We start from the raw sequence: 17402 nt of genomic DNA, 5'->3' as shown, positions 1-17402 counted from the left end.
TCGGTGAGCGGCTGATCCCCCGGCCCGTGGTCGAGGAACGGCCCCTCGGTGGTGCAGACCACCGGGGGGCCGTTCTGCGTCACTCCCCCAGCACCGGCTTGAGCTGGGTGACCGTCCACCGTCGCCGCCAGGCAGCCGCCGCGATCCCGGCCGCCACGCCGAGCAGCCCGATCCCGGCCACCACCAGGAAGTCGCGCAGCAACCGGTCGCCGGGGCCGCCGGTCATCGCGATCCGCAGGCCGTCCACCACGTAGGTCATCGGCAGGAGCGGGTGCACGGCCTGGAACGGCGCGGGAAGGGTCTGCACCGGGTAGATCCCGGCGCAGCTGGTCAGCTGGACCATCAACAGCACCAGCGCCACCGACGACCCGACCACCCCGAATGCCGTCCGCAGAGCGTGCGCGATGGCGGTGAACGTCAACGACCCCACCGTCACCAGTCCCAGGGTCGCGGGCCACGACCGGGCGTCCAGGCCGAGCCCGAGGCCGACCACCCCGGTCAGCACCCAACCGCCGGCCACCCCGATCAGGGCCACCGGCAGGTACCCGGCCAGGGCGACCGTGACCGGCCGGGCGCGGGAGGCCAGCCCGCGCGGGTTGATCGGCCGCAGCACGGTGAAGGCCGCCACCCCGAACACGCACAGCGCGATGCCGAAGAAGAACGGTGCCAGTCCCTCGCCGTAGAACCTCGCGTCGTGCACCGCCTCGGTGCGGATCGTCGTCGGGCTGGCCACCCGGTTCGCGGTGCCCTCCGGGTCGTCCTGGCCGAGATCGGGGATCTGCTGCACCGCGGAGTCCAGGCCGTCCGCCAGGGTCGTCGCGCCGGAGAGCAGCTCGCCGGTCCCGTCGGTCAACCGGTTCGCCCCGTCGACGGCCGTGTCCAGTCCGGTGCCGAGTTCGGCCAGCCCGTCGGCGACCCGCCGCGATCCGGACGCCAGCCGGTCGATGTCGTCGCGGCCCTGGCGGATGTCCCGCTGGATCGCCGGTACCTGTGCGTCCACGGCCGCCGACCGCCCGGCCAGGTCCTGCGCGGCGTCGTTCACGGTGGTGGTGATGCTGGTGACCTGCCCCGCCCGGTCGGCCGCGAGCGCCGCCGTGTCCCGGGCGGCGACCAGCGCCGCATTGTCGGGATCGGCGGCGACCAGGGCGTTCAGCTGGTCCAGCACGCTGGAGGTGCGCGCGCCGATGCCGTCCTGCGCGTCGGCCACCGTGCTGGTGAGCTGGGCAGCGCTCGCGCTGAGGTCGGCCGCGGCGTCGGCCACCGGGCCGATCGCCGGCAACAGCCGGTCCGCGACCGGGTCCACGATGTCGGCGATCTGCTGATTCCCGTCGGCGACCTGCCCGGCACCGTCGGTCAGCTCGGTGACCGCACCCCGCGCGGTCACCAGCCCGGACGCCAACGTGCCCGCCCCGTCGTGCGCGGTGACCAGCCCGTCCTCCAGTTGGTGCGCCCCGTCGGCGGCGGTGGCCAGGCCCGATCTCAGCTCGCCGAGCTGCTCGAAGACCACGGTGAAGTACGCGGCGGTCGTGGCGGCGTTGATCCGCTCCTGCAACTCGATGGACAGGCCGCGGGCGGCGACGCCGACGATGAACCCGTTCGCCCCGTCCCGGCGCAGGACGACCTCGGCCGTCTGCGGGTCGCCGGTCTGGATCGATGCCAGGCGGGCGGTGAAGTCCGACGGGATCGTGATGCTCATCAGGTAGGTGCCGTCGGCCAGACCGCTGGCGGCGTCGCGGGCGTCGGTGGTGGTCCAGTCGACGATCGGATCGGCCCGCAGTTCGCTGACCACCTGGTCACCGGCACGCACCGGCGCGTCCTGTCCCTCGACGGACACCGCCTGGTCCTGGTTCACCACCGCGACCTTGATGTCGGCGAGGTTGCCGTACGGGTCCCAGTTCGACCACAGGTACAACCCGCCGTACAGCGACGGCAGCAGGATGAGGAACGCCAGGGCGATCCGCTGCAACGGCAGGCGGTATCGGCGCAGCTCGGACAGCGCGAGCGGGATCACGACTCCTCCACGTGACTGGGGTGCAGGTCGACGATCTTCCGGGCGGTCTGTGCCGGGACGGCGCCGGACGTGCTGGCCACCGCCACCGCCCGCTCGGCCTCGGCGACGGTGTGCAGCACCGACCACACCCGGTGCTGGTCGGTGGCCGACAGCCCGACGTCCAGGTCGTCCAGCAACACCACCCGCGGTCGGGCCAGCAGGGCGAGCGCCACCGCCAGCAGCGTCTGCTCCACCCGGGCAAGCGCGGCGATCCGCTCCCGGTCCGGCACCGCCAGACCGGTCAGCTCCCGGACCTCGTCCCGGCGGTAGCCCAGCCCGTCCGATCCGGCGGGATGCACCCGGTCCCAGCGCGCGCGTTCGACCAGCGCCTGCCCGACGGTCTGCTCCGGCTCCGGCCCGATCACGTCGTGCACCCGGGCCAGTGCCACCCAGGGCCGGATCCGCGCCGGCCGGTCCGCGCCGCACACCCGCAGCGTCCCGGTGGTGGGGCGCGCCCGACCGGCGAGCGTGAGCAGCAGCATGGACCGTCCGGTGCCACCGCTGCCCGCCAGCTCGACCACCTCACCGGCCGTCGCCTCGATGTCCACATGCCGGTAGACCCATCCTCCGGCGGCGCGCATCCCCAGCCCGGCGGCGATGATCCCGCCGGTCACGGGGTCGCGCGGCGGTGCATCGTCCTCGGGCACCGGCTCGATCGGTGGCAGTTCCTGCGTGCTCATCCGCCCCTCGCGCTTCCTGGGCAGTGTCGTGAGCACCCCCACCCCAGCGTGGCAGAGCCGGGCGCGTCGTGCTCCCGGGTTCGGCGCTCCCGGTGGGCGTGCCACGGCGGTGCCACCCGCTCGGTCACGCGCGGCTCGTCGCCGCGGGCGGCGACCTGTGCCACCGTGTGCCCCGTGACCACCACCGCCGCTGATCCGCTGTTCCCCGGCAAGCAGTTCATCACCACCACGCTCGAGGTGCTCGAGGCCAAGACCACGATGTCCGGTGCCCTCACCCGCCGCTACCTGCAACGGGCGGCGATGGCGGGCATCATCATCGGCCTGCTGTACGCCACCAACTACGCGATCATCGCCGCCCTCGGCACCCCCGGGCGGCTGATCGGCGCGGTGGTCTTCGGCTGGGCGCTGATCTTCATCTACTACTCGCGCTCCGAGCTGCTGACCAGCAACATGATGATCGTCTGCGTGGGTGCGTACCACCGCCGCACCAGCCTCGGCCGGGCCCTGCGGCTGCTGAGCCTGTGCCTGGTCGGCAATCTGCTCGGCGGGTTGCTGGTGGCGGTGTTCCTGCGGTTCTCCACCATCATCGACGGCGGCGCGATCACCGAGATGTCGGCGGCGGTGGACCACAAGCTGGCCTACCTGGCGGACGGCCCCGGCGGGTGGCTCGACCTGCTGATCCGCGCGGTGCTGTGCAACTTCTGCATCAACCTGGCGATGCTGCTGGTCTACAACGGGCTGATCGACTCCGACCTGGTCAAGTGCCTGGTGATGATCACGGCGGTGTTCATCTTCGCCTTCCTCGGCCTGGAGCACTCGGTGGCGAACAGCGTGCTGTTCGGCATCGTCGGGCTGCGCGAGGGGTTGGACCTGGGGGCGGCGCTGGGCAACATCGGGATCGCGCTGACCGGGAACTTCCTCGGCGGCGGCGCGCTGATCGGCTTCTACTACGCCTGGGTCAACGACGACTCCAGCTGGCGCCGGAACTGACCGGAACTGACCGGACCGGCCCGACCACGTGGACCAACGAGGCCGACGGGGCTGATAAGCCTGACGGGCCTGACGGGCCTGAGGGGGCCGCCCGGATCGAGCGGCCCCGTCACCGCGCTCAGGCGACGACGAACCCCGCGCGCAGCAGGTCCTCGTCCCGGGACGACCGACCGACCAGCAGCTCGAAGGCCCCGGCCTCGACCACCCGGACCCCGGCGGCGTCCACGATGGTGCAGTCGGCCACCGGCAGCTCGAACTCCACCGTCACCGACTCCCCCGGGGCGACGTCGGCCTGCCGGAAGGTCTTCAGCTCCTTGTCCGCCCAGGACACCGAGGTCACCGTGTCGCTGACGTAGACCTGCACCGTCTCCCGGGCCGGACGCCGCCCGGTGTTGGTCAGGGTCACCCGGCCGCGCACCACGTCCTCGCGGCCCAGCTCGGTGGTGTCCAGCACCAGGTCGCCGTACTCCACGGTGGTGTAGGACAGCCCCTGCCCGAAGGCGAAGGCCGGGCGCTGGGTCAGGTCGGCGTAGCGGTCGCCGTGCTGGCCCCGGATCTGGTTGTAGTAGGTCGGCTGCTGGCCGGCGTGCCGGGCGAAGGAGATCGGCAGGCGACCCGACGGCTCGATCAGACCCAGCAGCAGCTCCGCGATCGCCTGACCGCCCTGCATCCCCGGGTTGGCGACCCAGAGCAGCGCCGCCGCGTCCAGCGCCGCGTCGGGCAGCACCAGCGGCTTGGAGGCGAGCAGCACCACGATCATCGGCGTCCCGGTCGCCGCCAGCGCGTCCAGCAGCGCCTTCTGCCCGCCGATCAGCTCCAGGGTGGCGGTGGACCGGCCCTCACCGACCAGCTCGATCCGGTCGCCGACCACCGCGACCACATAGTCGGCGTCCCGTGCGGCGGCCACCGCCTGGTCGATCATCGCCTGGTCGGGCTGCACCGGGACCACCACCGAGGGACGCGGCTGACCGTCCGGGAAGAACGCGCCCTCCGGGTCCGGCTCCAGGGTGAGGATGTCCGCCCCGCGGCTGTGGGTGACGGTCCAGTCGCCGGGCACGCTGCCGCGCAGCCCGTCCAGCACGGTGGTGATCATCTCCACCGGCTGGCCCTCCGGCAGCCAGTCCGCCTGGCCGGAGTTGCCCGCCCAGTCGCCGAGCTGGGTCTGGGCGTCGTCGGCCAGCGGCCCGACCACGGCGATCCGCTTCGGGCTGCCGGTCGAGGTGGCGCGCAGGGCACCGGCCGCTCCGGTCGCGGCGTCAGCGGTCAGTCCACCGGCCAGCGGCAGCACCCCGTCGTTGCGCAGGAGCACCAGCGAGCGCCGGGCCACCGCCAGGTTCAGCTCCGCGTGCGAGCGCGAGCCGACGACCGCCTCCTGAGCGGCGGCATCCGGTCGGCGCGGGTCCTCGAACAGGCCCAGCCGGAACTTCAGGGTCAGGATGCGGGAGACGGCGGCGTCCAGATCGGCCTCGGCCAGCAGCCCCTGCTCGATGGCGTCCAGCGCCCCCTGGAAGAACCCCGGGGTGGTCATCACCATGTCGTTGCCGGCCTTCACCGCGGCGGCCGCCGCATGGGCGTAGTCCGGCTGGACCTTCTGCTCCCAGACCATCCGGCCCACGTTGTCCCAGTCGGTGATCAGCATGCCCGGGTAGTCCCACTCGCCGCGCAGCACGTCGTTCAGCAGCCAGTCGTTGACGGTGATCGGCACGCCGTCGGTGGTCTGGTAACCGAGCATGAAGGTGCCGCAGCCCTCCCGTGCCACCCGCTCGAAGGGCGGCAGGAACCACGAGCGCAGCTTGCGCCGGGAGATGTCCGCCTCCGAGGCGTCGCGGCCGCCCTGGGTCTCCGAGTACCCGGCGAAGTGCTTGGCGGTGGCCAGGATCGCGGTCGGGTCGTCCAGACCCGCACCCTGGTAGCCGCGCACCATCGCCGAGGCCAGTTCGCCGATCAGGAACGGGTCCTCGCCGAAGGTCTCGTCCACCCGGCCCCAGCGCAGGTCGCGGGCGATGCAGAGCACCGGGGAGAACGTCCAGTGCACCCCGGTCGCGGCGACCTCGACCGCGGTGGCCCGGGCGACCTGCTCGGTCAGCTCCGCATCCCATGAGGCGGCCATCCCGAGCTGGGTCGGGAAGATCGTCGCCCCGACGAAGAAGCTGTGCCCGTGGATGCAGTCCTCGCCGACCAGCAGCGGGATGCGCAGCCGGGTCTGCTCGGTGAGGCGGTGTGCGTCCAGCAGCCGCTCCGGCGAGGTGTGCAGGATCGACCCGACGTGGACGTCGAGGATGTCGTGCGCGTAGTCCCCCCGGGCGTCCAGCTGCATCATCTGGCCGACCTTCTCCTCCGGGGTCATCCGGGCGAGCAGATCGGCGACGCGCTCCGCGATCGGGCGCGTCGGGTCCTGGTACGGGGCGGCGTCGGTGGTGGTGCTGGTGACGGTCACGATGAGTCCTTCGTCGGCGGCGTTGCCACGGTCGGTTCGGTGGGCTCCGACCCGCGGGTCAGCGGTGTGGGAGCGTGACCACCCTAGGTCGTGCGGGCGGGCGGTCGAGGGGCGGAAGGGCCCCGGCGGATGGTCGGGAGCCCTGGGCGGGCCGGGGGGCCGGGCCGAGGGGCCGGGGCGGGCGGTGGGGGCCGGGACCGGGCGGGCAGTGGAGGCCGGGGCGGGGGCTGACACCGCCCCGGCCCCGCCTCAGTCGGTCGCGCGAGGCGGTGCCGGTGTTACGGCGTCCGGGTCCGGCTCCGCACGGGCTGCCGGTTCGCCGGATGTCGGCGGATCGGCCTGCGGGGCGGGCGCACCCCCCGGGTCGGCCTCGGTGTCGGCGTCGGCCCGCACCACCGTCACCCCGCTGCTCGGGCTCAGCCCCTTCTTCCGCATCGCCCGTGCCCGCTCCCCCGCCGACCGCAGCCGCGGGTTCACGTACTCGTCGATGCCGAAGTTGATCAGCGACAGCGCCATGCCCAGCAGCGCGATGCACAGACCGGCCGGGACGTACCACCACCAGAAGTCCGGGAACGCCCCGTTCTGCTGGGCCCAGTACAGGATCGTGCCCCAGTTCAGGTTGGTGATCGGGATGACGCCGATGAACGCCAGCGTGGTCAGGCCGAGCACCGCGGCGGTCACCGTGCCCACGAAGGAGGAGGCGATGATCGCCGTCAGGTTCGGCAGCATCTCCACCGCGATGATCCGGTGCAGCGGCTCGCCGTTCGCCCGGGCCGCCTGCACGAAGTCGCGGTTGCGCAGCGACATGGTCTGCGCCCGCAGCACCCGCGCGCCCCAGGCCCAGCCGGTGATCGCCAGCACCGCGGCGATCAGCAGCAGCGAGGGGTTCTCGTACTGGGAGGCCACGATGATCATCAGCGGCAGCGCGGGCAGCACCAGGAACACATTGGTCAGCGCCGACAGCGACTCCGAGCGCCACCCGGCGATGTACCCGGCGGTCACGCCGATGATCACCGCGATCAGGGTGCCGATGATCCCGGCGGTGAAGCCGACCACCAGCACGCCACGGGTGCCGTAGACGATCTGACTGAACACGTCCTCGCCCATGTGCGTGGTGCCGAGCCAGTGCGCGGCGGACGGCGGCTGGCGCAGCGCCTCGAAGTCCTTCTCCAGCGGGCCGTAGGGCGCGATCCAGTCGCCGAAGACCGCCAGCAGCACGAAGAAGCCCAGGATGCACAGGCCGGTGATCGACTTGCCGTTCCGGAACATCGCGAAGCCGCGGCCGAGCTTGCCCAGGGCGGAGGTCCGGTCGCCGGCGGGCAGCTGCGGCTCGGCGGCGACGCCCTCGGCGGTCGAGGTGGGGACAGTCATCTCAGGCCTCCGTCTGACGGGTACGCGGGTCGAGGATCGCGTAGGCGACGTCGGCCAGGATGTTCGCCACCAGGACGGTGAGCGTGATGATCAGGAACAGTCCCTGCATCAGGGGGTAGTCCTTGGCCGTGGTGGCGTCCAGCAGCAGCTTGCCGACGCCGGGATAGCTGAACACCAGCTCCATCACCAGCGTCCCGCCGACGATGAAGCCGAGGGACAGCGCGAAGCTGGACAGCTGCGGCAGCACCGCGTTCCGGGCGGCGTAGTGCACCAGCACCCGGCGCTGGGACAGCCCCTTGGCCTGCGCCACGGTGACGTAGTCCTCGTCCAGGACCGTCATCATCATGTTGCGCATCCCGAGGATCCAGCCGCCCAGCGACGCCAGCACGATGGTCAGCGCCGGGAGGGTGCCGTGCTGGATCACCTGCGCGATGAAGTCGAAGCTCAGCGTGGGCGAGGATCCCTTGTCGTAGGCGTGCGACGCGGGGAACCAGCCCAGCGCGGTGGAGAAGACCGCGATGGCGATCAGGCCCATCCAGAAGTACGGCACCGTGGAGAAGAACGTCGCCACCGGAACCACCAGATCCGCCTTCGACCCCCGCCGCCAGCCGATGAACGCACCGATCGACGTGCCGAGGAAGAAGCTCAGGATCGTGGCGATGCCGACCAGGCCGACGGTCCACGGCAGGGCGCTGGCGATCACGTCGGTGACCGGCGCCAGCCCCTTGGAGAACGACCGGCCGAGGTCACCGCTGAACAGCAGCCCCCAGTAGTCGACGTACTGCTGGATCACCGACTTGCCGTCGTCCAGCCCGAACAGGGTGCGCAGCGAGTCGGCGGCCTCCGGACTGATCCGGCCCTGGTTCTTGGCCAGGTACGCCGACACCGGGTCGCCCTTGAGCATCCGGGGCAGGAAGAAGTTGATCGTGATCGCCGCCCAGGCGGTGAACAGGTAGAACGCCGCTCGGCGCAGGAAGAACCGCATCGCTCAGCCCTCCTGGGTGATCGTCGCGCCGGTGGCGAAGTGCCGGTCCGGGTCGGGGGAGGCGTTGCGCAGCGAGCGGGTGTAGTCGTGCTGCGGACGCAGGATCACGTCGTCGGCCGGGCCCTGCTCCACCACGACACCGTGGTGCAGCACCATGATCCGGTCGCTGAAGTGCCGGGCGGTGGCCAGATCGTGCGTGATGTAGAGGACGCCCAGGTTCGACTCGCGTTGCAGCTCGGCCAGCAGGTTGAGCACGCCGAGCCGGATCGACACGTCGAGCATCGACACCGGCTCGTCCGCGACCAGCAGCTGCGGCCGGGATGCCAGCGCCCGGGCGATGGCGACCCGCTGGCGCTGCCCGCCGGAGAGCTCGTGCGGACGACGGTCGATCACCGCGGCCGGTTCCAGCCGCACCCGTTCCAGCAGCCGGTGCGTCTCCGCCTCGACCTGGTCGCTCGGCACCACGTGGTCCAGCCGGAGCGGGCGCTCGATGTGGTGCCGGATGGTGTGGTACGGATTCAGCGAGGCGAACGGGTCCTGGAAGACCATCCGCACGGTCTGCCGGTAGCGGCGCATACCACGGCCCCGGGTGGGGATCGGCCGACCGTCCAGCAGCACCCGCCCGCTGGTCGCCTTCTCCAGCTGGGTGATGATCTTGGCGATGGTCGACTTGCCGGAACCGGACTGCCCGACCAGCGCCACCGTCTCACCGGAGCTGAGGTCGAAGCTGACGTCGTCCAGCGCGAGCATCTCGCCGGCGCCGCGGACCCGGTACCTCTTGCTGACGTGCTCGAATGCGAGGGTGCTCATCGGGCGGCCCCTTCTGCCCCGGTCCGCACGAAGTCGCCGCGCTCGCCGGTCAGGCTCGGGAAGGAGCTGAGCAGCTGCCGGGTGTACGGGTGCCGGGCGTGGCGGTAGATGTTCTCGGCGGTGTCCAGCTCGACGATCCGGCCCTCGCGCATCACCGCGATCCGGTCGCTGATCTCCAGCAGCAGCGGCAGGTCGTGGGTGATGAAGACGACCGAGAAACCGAACCGGGTCCGCAGGTCGCTGATCTGCTGCAGGATCTCCCGCTGCACCAGCACGTCCAACGCGGTGGTCGGCTCGTCCATGATCATCAGCTGCGGCTTGAGGGCGAGCGCCATCGCGATCATCACCCGCTGCCGCATCCCGCCGGAGAGCTCGTGCGGGAACGACCGCAGCCGCTCCTTGCCGACGCCGACGATCTCCAGCAGCTCCCCGCACTCGGTGCGCCGCTCGGCGGCGGACATCCCGGGCCGGTGGGTGAGGAACACGTCGTCGAGCTGCTTGCCGATCGCGGTCACCGGGTTCAGCGCGTTCATCGCCCCCTGGAAGACCATCGACACCTTGTCCCAGCGGAACGCCCGCATCTGCTCGGCGTCCAGCGCGAACAGGTCGACGTCCTCGCCGGTCTCCGCGTCATGGAAGGTGGCGGAGCCGGAGCTGATCACCGCCGGCGGCTTGAGCAACCGCTGCACCCCGTAGGCCAGAGTGGTCTTGCCACAGCCGGACTCCCCGGCCAGCCCGAGGATCTCCCCGCGCCGGATGGTCAGGGAGACGTCCTGCACCGCTCGGACCGGCGGCTCCACCTCGTAGACGACGCTGAAGCCGTCGATCGTCACCACGTTCTCGCTGGTCACTGCATCATTCCTGTCGGACGGTGCGCGGGTGGTGGCCGGACGACCACCACCCGCGCAGGGATCAGTTGGCCGGCTTCAGCGAGGTGAGGATCAGCGAGGCCGTCGGCTGCGTCGGGTCCGGGTTGGTGTACGGGTCGTCCTCGGACGGCCAGCCCACGTAGTTGCGGGTGTTGTACTCGGCGATGAACGGCCGGGTACCGATCGGCAGCGCGGGCACCTGCTCCACGAAGATCTGCTGCGCGGTGGCCAGCGCCGCGGACCGGTCCTCGTCGGTGGTGGCGGTGGCGTACGCGTTCAGCGCCGCGGTGGCCTCCGGCGAGTCGAAGCGGCCGAAGTTGTAGTCGGCCGCCTCACCCTCGGCGACCAGCCAGCGACCGTCCATGATGTCGCTGTACAAGTCGTAGGGCGTCAGGCCGGTGTCGGTCCAGTGCAGGATCGCCTGGAAGTCACCCGTGGTCTTCATGTCCCACCAGGTGTCCGAGTCCGGGGTGTTGATCGTGGTGTCCACGCCCAGCTCGGACGCGGCGTCGCCGATCAGGCTGATCCCGGTCACGTAGTCGCTCCAGCCCTGCGGCACCGACAGCTCGAAGCTGACGTTTTGCCCGTCCGGGTCGACCAGCTTGTCCGACTTCCAGGTGTACCCGGCGTCCTCCAGGATCTCCTTCGCTCCGTCCACGTCGACCGTCAGGTCCTCGCCCTGGTACTCGTCGGAGATGAAGGCGTCACCGGCCGGGGTGGGCAGACCGGTGACCGACGTCAGCTCCGGCACCCCACCCTCCCGGGCGATCTGCTGGTGCTTGGAGCGGTCGACCACCAGGTTCATCGCCTGGCGGAACGCCACGTCGTCGAAGGGCTTGGCCGTGGTGTTCATGAACATCGCGTCGATGCCCAGCCCGGCGGCCGCCCAGTAGACATTCGCCTCGTCCTTGGACAGGTAGGCCGAGTCGACGTTCGGGATGAATGCCTGCGCCCAGTCGGCGTCACCGCTGGCCAGCGCCGTGGTGAGCGCGGTGTTGTCGTTGTAGGACACGTAGTACAGCGTCGGCACCGCCAGGTCGCCGCCCCAGTAGTCGTCCCGGGCGGAGAGCTCGACGCTCTGGGTGCTGAAGGTGGTCAGCGTGTAGGGGCCGGTGCCCACCGGGTCGAGGTTCTCGTAGGTGGCCGGGTCCTCGACCGACTCCCAGATGTGCTGCGGGATGACCAGCTTGTGGATCACCTTGTCCCGCTTGGCGTACATCGAGTTCTCGAAGGTGATCGTGACGGTGTTCTCCGCCGTGGTGACGTCCTTGATGCCCAGCGCCGCGTTGTCCAGCTCCGGCTTGTCCTTGAGCAGCTGGTAGGTGAAGGCGATGTCGTCGGCGGTGAAGTCCTCGCCGTCGGACCAGGTCACCCCGTCCCGTGCCACCAGCTCCAGCTGGGTGTAGTCGTCGTTCCAGGTGATCTGGGACGCCAGCCACGGCTTGGTCTCCTGGGTCGGGTCGACCAGGTTCTCGAAGCCGACCGGCTCCAGCATCGCGTTGATGTACCCCAGCTTCATCGCCGAGGCATCGCCGACGAACGGGTTGTTCGACTCGGTGGCGATCGCGCCGTCCGGCTTGGCGATGGTGAGCGCCGCACCGGCCGCACCCGAACCGCCACCACCGTCGGAGCCGCTCTCGCCCGTGCCGCAGGCCGCCAGCGTCAGGGCCGCCGCCAGACCCAGGGCGACCAGGGGGATCTTGACCTTCATCGGTTTCTCCTTTGAAACAGCAACGGGGTGCACGTCCGGAGGGAGAGCCCCGTCCTCGATGACGTGATGCCGGGAGGTTACTACACTGTCAGTAAGTCGTGTCCAGAGTGCACCTACACTCGATTCCGACGCCCCACCGCAGCGAAGAAGGCAGGCAGATGAGCGCGCCCAAGCGCACGCCGAAGGCGCGCCCGGAGACCCTGGAACGGCGCAGGGAGATCCTGCGCGCGGCGATGACCACCTTCGGGTCGAAGGGCTACAAGAACGGCCCGCTGACCGAGATCGCCGAGCAGGTCGACATGACCCACGCCGGGATCCTGCACCACTTCGGGTCCAAGGATCAGCTGCTGCTCGAAGTGCTGAAATACCGCGACAGCTCCGACGTCGAGGACTTCGCCGGGCAGCGCATCCCGGACGGCATCGAGCTGTTCCGGCACCTGATCCGGACCGCCTTCACCAACGAGCAGCGCCCCGGCATCGTCCAGGCGTACGCCGTCCTCTCCGCCGAGTCGGTCACCGACGAGCACCCGGCGCGCGAGTACTTCCAGGACCGCTACACGACGCTGCGCCGGGAGATCCGCGAGGCCTTCGACCGGATCTGCACCGAGCGGGGCATCGAGGAACCCGCCATCGTCGACCGCGCGGCCGCTGCGATCCTGGCGGTGATGGACGGGCTGCAGGTGCAGTGGCTGCTCGACCCGGCGAACGTCGAGCTGGCCGAGACGTCGGCGTTCGCGATCGAGGCGCTGGTGCGGGCGGTGGTCGGGGAGGACGCGGGGGTCTGAGCCGGCCCGCCCCCTCCGGACAGCACTGACGCGCCCGACCCTCCCGGGTCGGACGCGTCAGTCAGGCACCGCGAGGCCTCAGGGCCGCGGGTCGTACCAGTGGAAGGCCCACCCGTTGGAGAACTGCATGCAGCCGTGGGTGATGACGTAGCCCTCGTCGCGGAACAGCTTCTCCTCGGCCCGGCAGGAGGAGGCGCTCGGCATGATCACCGTGCCGCCGTTGTAGGCCGAGGCCGCTCCGGCCGTGGCCAGACCCACCCCCGCGAAAGCCGTCATCGCAACTGAGACGCTGATCAACCGCTTGAGCATCGTCACTCCTGGTTCTCGGGGTCATGTGGCCGGCCCAGGCTATGGAGCACCTGAGGACTCAGCAATCCGAGGCAGCGGGGCCGGGTCCGGCTCAGCGCACCCGGCGGATCATCAGGATCAGCACGCAGCCCACCAGTGCGAGCGCCGCCGCCAGCGGGAACATCGCCCGGTACCCGATGGCGGAGATCGCCGCGGCCGCGACGATCGGTCCCACGATCTGCCCGCCGGTGTTCGCCAGGTTCAGCACCCCCAGGTCCTTGGCGGCGGTGTCCTGGTTCGGCAGCACCTCGACGTTGAGCGCCTGGTCGACGGCGTTGAACGCGCCCATCCCGACGCCGGCGATCACCGCGTACACCAACATCGTCCACGGGCTGGCGGAGACGGCGGGCACCAGCACCCCCACCGCGACCAGCACCCCGGCGACCACCACGGGAAGCTTGCGGCGGCCGATCCGGTCGGACACCGGGCCGGAGATCGCGGACATCACCAGCGCGGTGATCATCAGGATGGTCGCGATGCTGGAGATGTACCCGGCGGTGGAACCGTCACCGAGGCGCATGTAGTCGGTCAGGATGTAGAGCTGGTAGCCGGAGATCGCGAAGGTGGCCGAGATGATCAGGAACTTCCCGAACAGTGCCAGGTAGTAGTCCCGGCAGTCCTTGCGCGGCAGGCTGAACGAGTCGAGCAGCATCGCCTTGCTCAGGTGGCGGCGCGGCAGGTCGCGGCTGGACGGCTCGCGCAGCAGCAGCACCGCCACCGGCCCGGACAGCAGGGTCAGGGCGGCCAGCACCACGAACCCGGCCCAGAGGCCGCCGAGGAACTGCGCGCCGATGATCTGCCCGCCGTACAACCCGGCGGAGTACCCGAAGGCGTAGATGGAGGAGATCGTGCCGCGGTGCCGGGGCGCGATCCGGTCCGAGATGACCGCGAGCAGCGGCGCCACGATCGCGTTCAGGAACACCTGGTAGATCGCCCAGAGCAGCACCAGTTGCCCGACGGTGCTGGCCCGACCGACCGCCAGCAGCATCGCCGCCGAGCCGATCGACCCGACGATCAGCCACGGGCTGCGTCGCCCCCACCGGGAACGGGTCAGGTCGGAGAAGGCGCCGATCAGGACGTTGGCGAGGGTGGCGACGATCATCGCGACGGTGGCGAGCAGGGCGATGACGCCGGTCTTCTCCTGCGGGGCGATCTCGGCCACCCGGGCGGGCAGCAGCACGGCGTTCACCCCGAGGTAGGGCCCGAGCCAGAGGAAGCAGCCGAGGGCGAGGGCGACACCGCCCCTGACCGGCACCGAGGCCTGGTCGTCGTCGGTGGGGACCGGGGACGGGGAGGTGGTTGCGGACATGGTTCTCTCTCGTCATTGAGGAAATGAGGGGACTGCGGGGCGGCGCCGGGGGAAGCGCCGCCCCGCAGGGTTCAGAGCTGGACGGTGCCGACCGCCGCGTCCGGGTCGCCCCAGAACGAGCCGGCCTCGATCCGCACCGGACCGCCGGGCAGGACGTACCGGGCGCCGGTGGCGTCCCAGCGGGTCAGGCGGTCGAGGCTGACGTCCAGCGGGACCACCGCACTCGACCCGGCGGGCACCGTGACCGTCGCGAAGCCGAGCAGCTCGCGCTCACCGGTGCGGTCGCCGTCGGTACGGGTGCCGTACACCTGCACCACGTGCCGACCATCCACGTCACCGGTGTTCGCCACGGTCACCTCGCCGCGCAGCCGCTCGCCGTCCCGCACGATGGTCAGTCCGGAGACCGACCACCCGGTGTAGGACAGGCCCCACCCCAGCGGGTACAGCGCCTGCACACCCCGCTGGGCGAGCAGCCGCTGGCCGTACCACCGGTCGTAGGTGATCGCGGTGGCGTCGATGTCCAGCTCGGGCAGGTCGGCGGCGTCCGCCGGGATCGCGTAGGGCAGCCGGCCGGAGGGGTTGTGCGCGCCGAGCAGCACGTCGGCCAACGCATGCCCACCGGCCATCCCGCAGTACCAGGACACCAGGATGCCGGGGACCTCGCGGTGCCACTCCTCCATCAGCACCGCCCCCGCCGTGACCAGGACGACCACCGTGCGCGGGTTGGCGGCGGCCACCGCGTGCACCAGCTGCACGTCCTCCGGGCGCAGGTGCAGGTCACGCCGGTCACCACCCGCCGATCCGGCCCCGACGACGCTGACCCCGGCACCCATCGTGGACAGCACCTCGTCCCGCCACGCGGCCTGCTGGTCATCCTCGGGTTCGGGGTAGATCGCGAGCAGCTCCTCCCGGGTCGCCACCGACCCGTCCACGAACTCGCCCTCGTCCTCCGCGGTGTAGCCCACCACCACGACGGCGACCTCGGAGTCGGCGGCGAGCTCGGCGGCCCGGCGCAGATCGGCTCCGTCGTCGTGGCGGATCCGAGCGTCCGGCAGCGCGGCGGTCAGCCCGGCGAGGGCGGAGGTCACCTCCGGCGAGCGGACATCCGAGGAGCCGTGGTCGCCGGTGTTCGCCCGGTCGGCGAGCCGGCCCAGCACCGCCAGGGAACCCAGCGTGGCGGGCAGCGGGAGCACCGGCGACCCGGCCACCGGCTCGTTGCGCAGCAGCACCATCGCCCGGCGGGCGGCATCGCGGGCCAGCTCGGTGTGCGCGTCGCTCAGGATCACCTCGCGGTCCGGCTCGACCTGCTCCCGCCCGGCGTAGTGCCGGAGCTGGGTCGCCAGGATGCGCAGCGCCGCCCGGCGCACGTCCGCCCAGTCGGCGGTGCCGTCCGCGAGCGCCGCGGCGAGGTGCGCACCGCGCTGCTGCCGGAACGGTGCCTCGACGTCCAGTCCGGCGCGCAGTGCCGCGGTGCCGTCCCGCATGCCCCAGATGAAGTCGGTGATCACCGTGCCCTCGAAGCCCCACTCCTCGCGGAGCACCGTGGTCAGGGTGTGCGGGTTCTGCCCGGCCCACTCGCCGTTGATCGCGTTGTAGGAGCTCATCACCGCGGCCGCGCCCTCGTCGATCACCCGGCGGAAGTGCGGCAGGAAGTCCTCGTGCAAGGTGGCGTCGTCGATGCGGACGTCCACCTGGAAGCGGGCGTTCTCCATCGAGTTCAGCGCGAAGTGCTTCACGCAGGCCATCGCATGCCGCTGGACGCCGCGGGTCAGGGCGGCGCCCATCTCGCCCAGCAGGGTCGGCTGGTCGGAGTAGGTCTCCTGCGCGCGGCCCCACGCCGGGTGCCGGGGCAGGTTGATGCACACCCCGCCGAAGAAGTTGCCGCCGGCCGCGCGAAGTTCCGCGCCGATGGCGGCGCCGATCCGCTCCTCCAGGTCGGTGTCCCAGGTCGCGCCGCGGGCCATCGACACCGGGAACGCCGTCGCCTGTCCGACCACGCTGCCGCGCGGCCCGTCGACGAACTGGATCCCGGGCACCCCCAGTCGGGGCACCGCGCCCATCGGGTAGGGGTCGACGTTGTAGCCGTCGGTGACGAAGGAGTGCATGCCCTGCCAGAACGGCAGGTCGCCGTCCAACAGGTCGAGCCGCTCCGCGTCGGTGAGCTGCTCGTAGAGGTGGGCCGCCTGGGTGGCAGCCGGTGCGCCGTTCCTGACCGCGCTGACCGCCCGGTCGAATGCCGTGGCGCCGGTGGTGCTCATATGACTCGGTCTCCGCTCATCGTCGAGGGTTTTACTGAGTGCTCGTTCAGTGTTCAGTAAGGTAGCGCCGAAGGTGCCTCTGCCACAATGACCAGCAGCAGAGTCCAGTTCAGGAGATCCGGTGTCGCAGCCCCCCATCAGCCGCTACTCGCCGCGTGCCACCCGCTCACGGATGAGCGCATCGGACCGGCTCACCCAGATCCTCACCGTGTCCTCCGGCCTGATCGCCGAGCGCGGATTCTGGGGTCTCACCCTGCGCGACGTCGCCCTGGCCTGCGGGATCACCGAGGGCGGCGTCCTGCACCACGTCGGCTCCAAGGATCAACTGCTGGTCGCCGTCCTGGAGTACCGCGACGCCCAGGACCTGGCCCAGCTCGCCGACCTGCTCGGCGTCGAGCCCGAGGTCTTCGACAGCGGCACCGATGCCGACATCCCGCTCCGCGCGCTCTGTGACGCGCTGGTCCAGCGCAACTCCCGCCAACCGGAGATCGTCCGGCTCTACTCGGTGCTGAACGCCGAGTCCCTGGAACCCAGCCACCCCGCCCACGATTACTTCGTCACCCGCGAACGCTGGGCGCTGGACCTGTTCGCCACCGCCGCCGGACCCGACGTCGACGACCCCGTCGAACTGGCCCGAGAGGTCCTCGCCGCGATGGACGGGATTCAGCTGCGCTGGCTGCGCGACCAGGAGGGCGTCGACCTGCCCACCGCCTGGCGGCAGCTCGCCGATCGGCTGCTCGGGAGCTGACCCCGCCGCCCCATCCGCGCGCCCCACTTGCCCCGCCCCCGCTCCCACCCG

At 71.2% G+C, this 17402-nt stretch carries 14 protein-coding genes; 3 read left to right on the top strand and 11 right to left on the bottom strand.

What is annotated here, in order from left to right; genetic code table 11:
- Positions 1–79 precede the first annotated feature (79 nt).
- Positions 80–2011, bottom strand: coding sequence for a YhgE/Pip family protein (locus HGK68_RS00300; RefSeq protein WP_169164165.1), 1932 nt, complete (start codon positions 2009–2011; stop codon positions 80–82).
- Positions 2008–2730, bottom strand: a complete 723-nt coding sequence (locus HGK68_RS00295; RefSeq protein WP_169164164.1) for an ATP-binding cassette domain-containing protein — start codon at positions 2728–2730, stop codon at positions 2008–2010. Before HGK68_RS00295 ends, HGK68_RS00300 begins: the two co-directional genes overlap by 4 nt.
- A 174-nt stretch (positions 2731–2904) precedes the next feature.
- Here HGK68_RS00295 and HGK68_RS00290 point away from each other — a divergent pair, with 174 nt between their 5' ends.
- Positions 2905–3720 carry a formate/nitrite transporter family protein gene (locus tag HGK68_RS00290; RefSeq protein ID WP_246260455.1) on the top strand — a complete coding sequence of 272 codons (816 nt, stop codon included), beginning with the start codon at positions 2905–2907 and terminating at the stop codon, positions 3718–3720.
- A 118-nt stretch (positions 3721–3838) separates the two neighbouring features.
- On the opposite strand, the gene HGK68_RS00285 is transcribed toward HGK68_RS00290, so the two are convergent.
- The 6 genes from HGK68_RS00285 to HGK68_RS00260 all read right to left on the bottom strand — a co-directional run bounded on the left by HGK68_RS00285 (position 3839) and on the right by HGK68_RS00260 (position 11903).
- Positions 3839–6157: an exo-beta-d-1,3/1,6-glucosidase gene (locus HGK68_RS00285; RefSeq protein ID WP_246260453.1), complete on the bottom strand. Its 2319-nt coding sequence runs from the start codon at positions 6155–6157 to the stop codon at positions 3839–3841.
- A 249-nt stretch (positions 6158–6406) separates the two neighbouring features.
- Complete coding sequence (locus HGK68_RS00280; protein ID WP_169164163.1) at positions 6407–7528, bottom strand: ABC transporter permease; 1122 nt, start codon at positions 7526–7528, stop codon at positions 6407–6409.
- Between the two features lies 1 nt (position 7529).
- A complete protein-coding gene (locus tag HGK68_RS00275) occupies positions 7530–8513 on the bottom strand; it encodes an ABC transporter permease (RefSeq protein WP_169164162.1) in 984 nt (327 codons plus the stop codon).
- A 3-nt stretch (positions 8514–8516) separates the two neighbouring features.
- Entirely contained in the window at positions 8517–9323 is an 807-nt protein-coding gene (locus tag HGK68_RS00270; protein WP_169164161.1) for an ABC transporter ATP-binding protein, read from the bottom strand.
- Positions 9320–10174 carry an ABC transporter ATP-binding protein gene (locus HGK68_RS00265; protein ID WP_169164160.1) on the bottom strand — a complete coding sequence of 285 codons (855 nt, stop codon included), beginning with the start codon at positions 10172–10174 and terminating at the stop codon, positions 9320–9322. Before HGK68_RS00265 ends, HGK68_RS00270 begins: the two co-directional genes overlap by 4 nt.
- Before the next feature lie 61 nt (positions 10175–10235).
- Positions 10236–11903 (bottom strand): ABC transporter substrate-binding protein, encoded by a 1668-nt coding sequence (locus HGK68_RS00260; protein WP_169164159.1) that lies wholly within the window; start codon positions 11901–11903, stop codon positions 10236–10238.
- A 158-nt stretch (positions 11904–12061) separates the two neighbouring features.
- On the opposite strand from HGK68_RS00260, the gene HGK68_RS00255 reads away from it, so the two are divergent.
- On the top strand, positions 12062–12688 hold the full coding sequence (locus HGK68_RS00255) for a TetR/AcrR family transcriptional regulator (protein ID WP_169164158.1): 627 nt from the start codon (positions 12062–12064) through the stop codon (positions 12686–12688).
- A 78-nt stretch (positions 12689–12766) separates the two neighbouring features.
- On the opposite strand, the gene HGK68_RS00250 is transcribed toward HGK68_RS00255, so the two are convergent.
- From HGK68_RS00250 to HGK68_RS00240, 3 genes are all read right to left on the bottom strand, one after another.
- Positions 12767–12997, bottom strand: coding sequence for a hypothetical protein (locus tag HGK68_RS00250; RefSeq protein ID WP_206155770.1), 231 nt, complete (start codon positions 12995–12997; stop codon positions 12767–12769).
- Positions 12998–13088: 91 nt separating this feature from the next.
- A complete protein-coding gene (locus HGK68_RS00245; protein WP_169164156.1) occupies positions 13089–14345 on the bottom strand; it encodes an MFS transporter in 1257 nt (418 codons plus the stop codon).
- Between the two features lie 71 nt (positions 14346–14416).
- On the bottom strand, positions 14417–16603 hold the full coding sequence (locus HGK68_RS00240) for a beta-glucosidase family protein (protein ID WP_169164155.1): 2187 nt from the start codon (positions 16601–16603) through the stop codon (positions 14417–14419).
- A 172-nt stretch (positions 16604–16775) separates the two neighbouring features.
- Between HGK68_RS00240 and HGK68_RS00235 the strand changes: the two genes are divergently transcribed.
- Positions 16776–17351, top strand: coding sequence for a TetR/AcrR family transcriptional regulator (locus HGK68_RS00235; protein ID WP_169164154.1), 576 nt, complete (start codon positions 16776–16778; stop codon positions 17349–17351).
- Positions 17352–17402: the final 51 nt, after the last annotated feature.

This window comes from Cellulomonas taurus, from assembly GCF_012931845.1.
In the GTDB taxonomy this organism is placed as follows: domain Bacteria; phylum Actinomycetota; class Actinomycetes; order Actinomycetales; family Cellulomonadaceae; genus Cellulomonas; species Cellulomonas taurus.
This window is presented reverse-complemented; position numbering and strand designations above follow the sequence as displayed.

Excerpts from the sequence above, each read along its gene's own strand:
- HGK68_RS00295 (WP_169164164.1), bottom strand. The coding sequence starts at position 2,730 with ATGAGCACGCAGGAACTGCCACCGATCGAGCCGGTGCCCGAGGACGAT.
- HGK68_RS00280 (WP_169164163.1), bottom strand. The coding sequence starts at position 7,528 with ATGACTGTCCCCACCTCGACCGCCGAGGGCGTCGCCGCCGAGCCGCAG.
- HGK68_RS00275 (WP_169164162.1), bottom strand. The coding sequence starts at position 8,513 with ATGCGGTTCTTCCTGCGCCGAGCGGCGTTCTACCTGTTCACCGCCTGG.
- HGK68_RS00270 (WP_169164161.1), bottom strand. The coding sequence starts at position 9,323 with ATGAGCACCCTCGCATTCGAGCACGTCAGCAAGAGGTACCGGGTCCGC.
- HGK68_RS00260 (WP_169164159.1), bottom strand. The coding sequence starts at position 11,903 with ATGAAGGTCAAGATCCCCCTGGTCGCCCTGGGTCTGGCGGCGGCCCTG.
- HGK68_RS00255 (WP_169164158.1), top strand. The coding sequence starts at position 12,062 with ATGAGCGCGCCCAAGCGCACGCCGAAGGCGCGCCCGGAGACCCTGGAA.
- HGK68_RS00250 (WP_206155770.1), bottom strand. The coding sequence starts at position 12,997 with ATGCTCAAGCGGTTGATCAGCGTCTCAGTTGCGATGACGGCTTTCGCG.
- HGK68_RS00245 (WP_169164156.1), bottom strand. The coding sequence starts at position 14,345 with ATGTCCGCAACCACCTCCCCGTCCCCGGTCCCCACCGACGACGACCAG.
- HGK68_RS00240 (WP_169164155.1), bottom strand. The coding sequence starts at position 16,603 with ATGAGCACCACCGGCGCCACGGCATTCGACCGGGCGGTCAGCGCGGTC.
- HGK68_RS00235 (WP_169164154.1), top strand. The coding sequence starts at position 16,776 with ATGAGCGCATCGGACCGGCTCACCCAGATCCTCACCGTGTCCTCCGGC.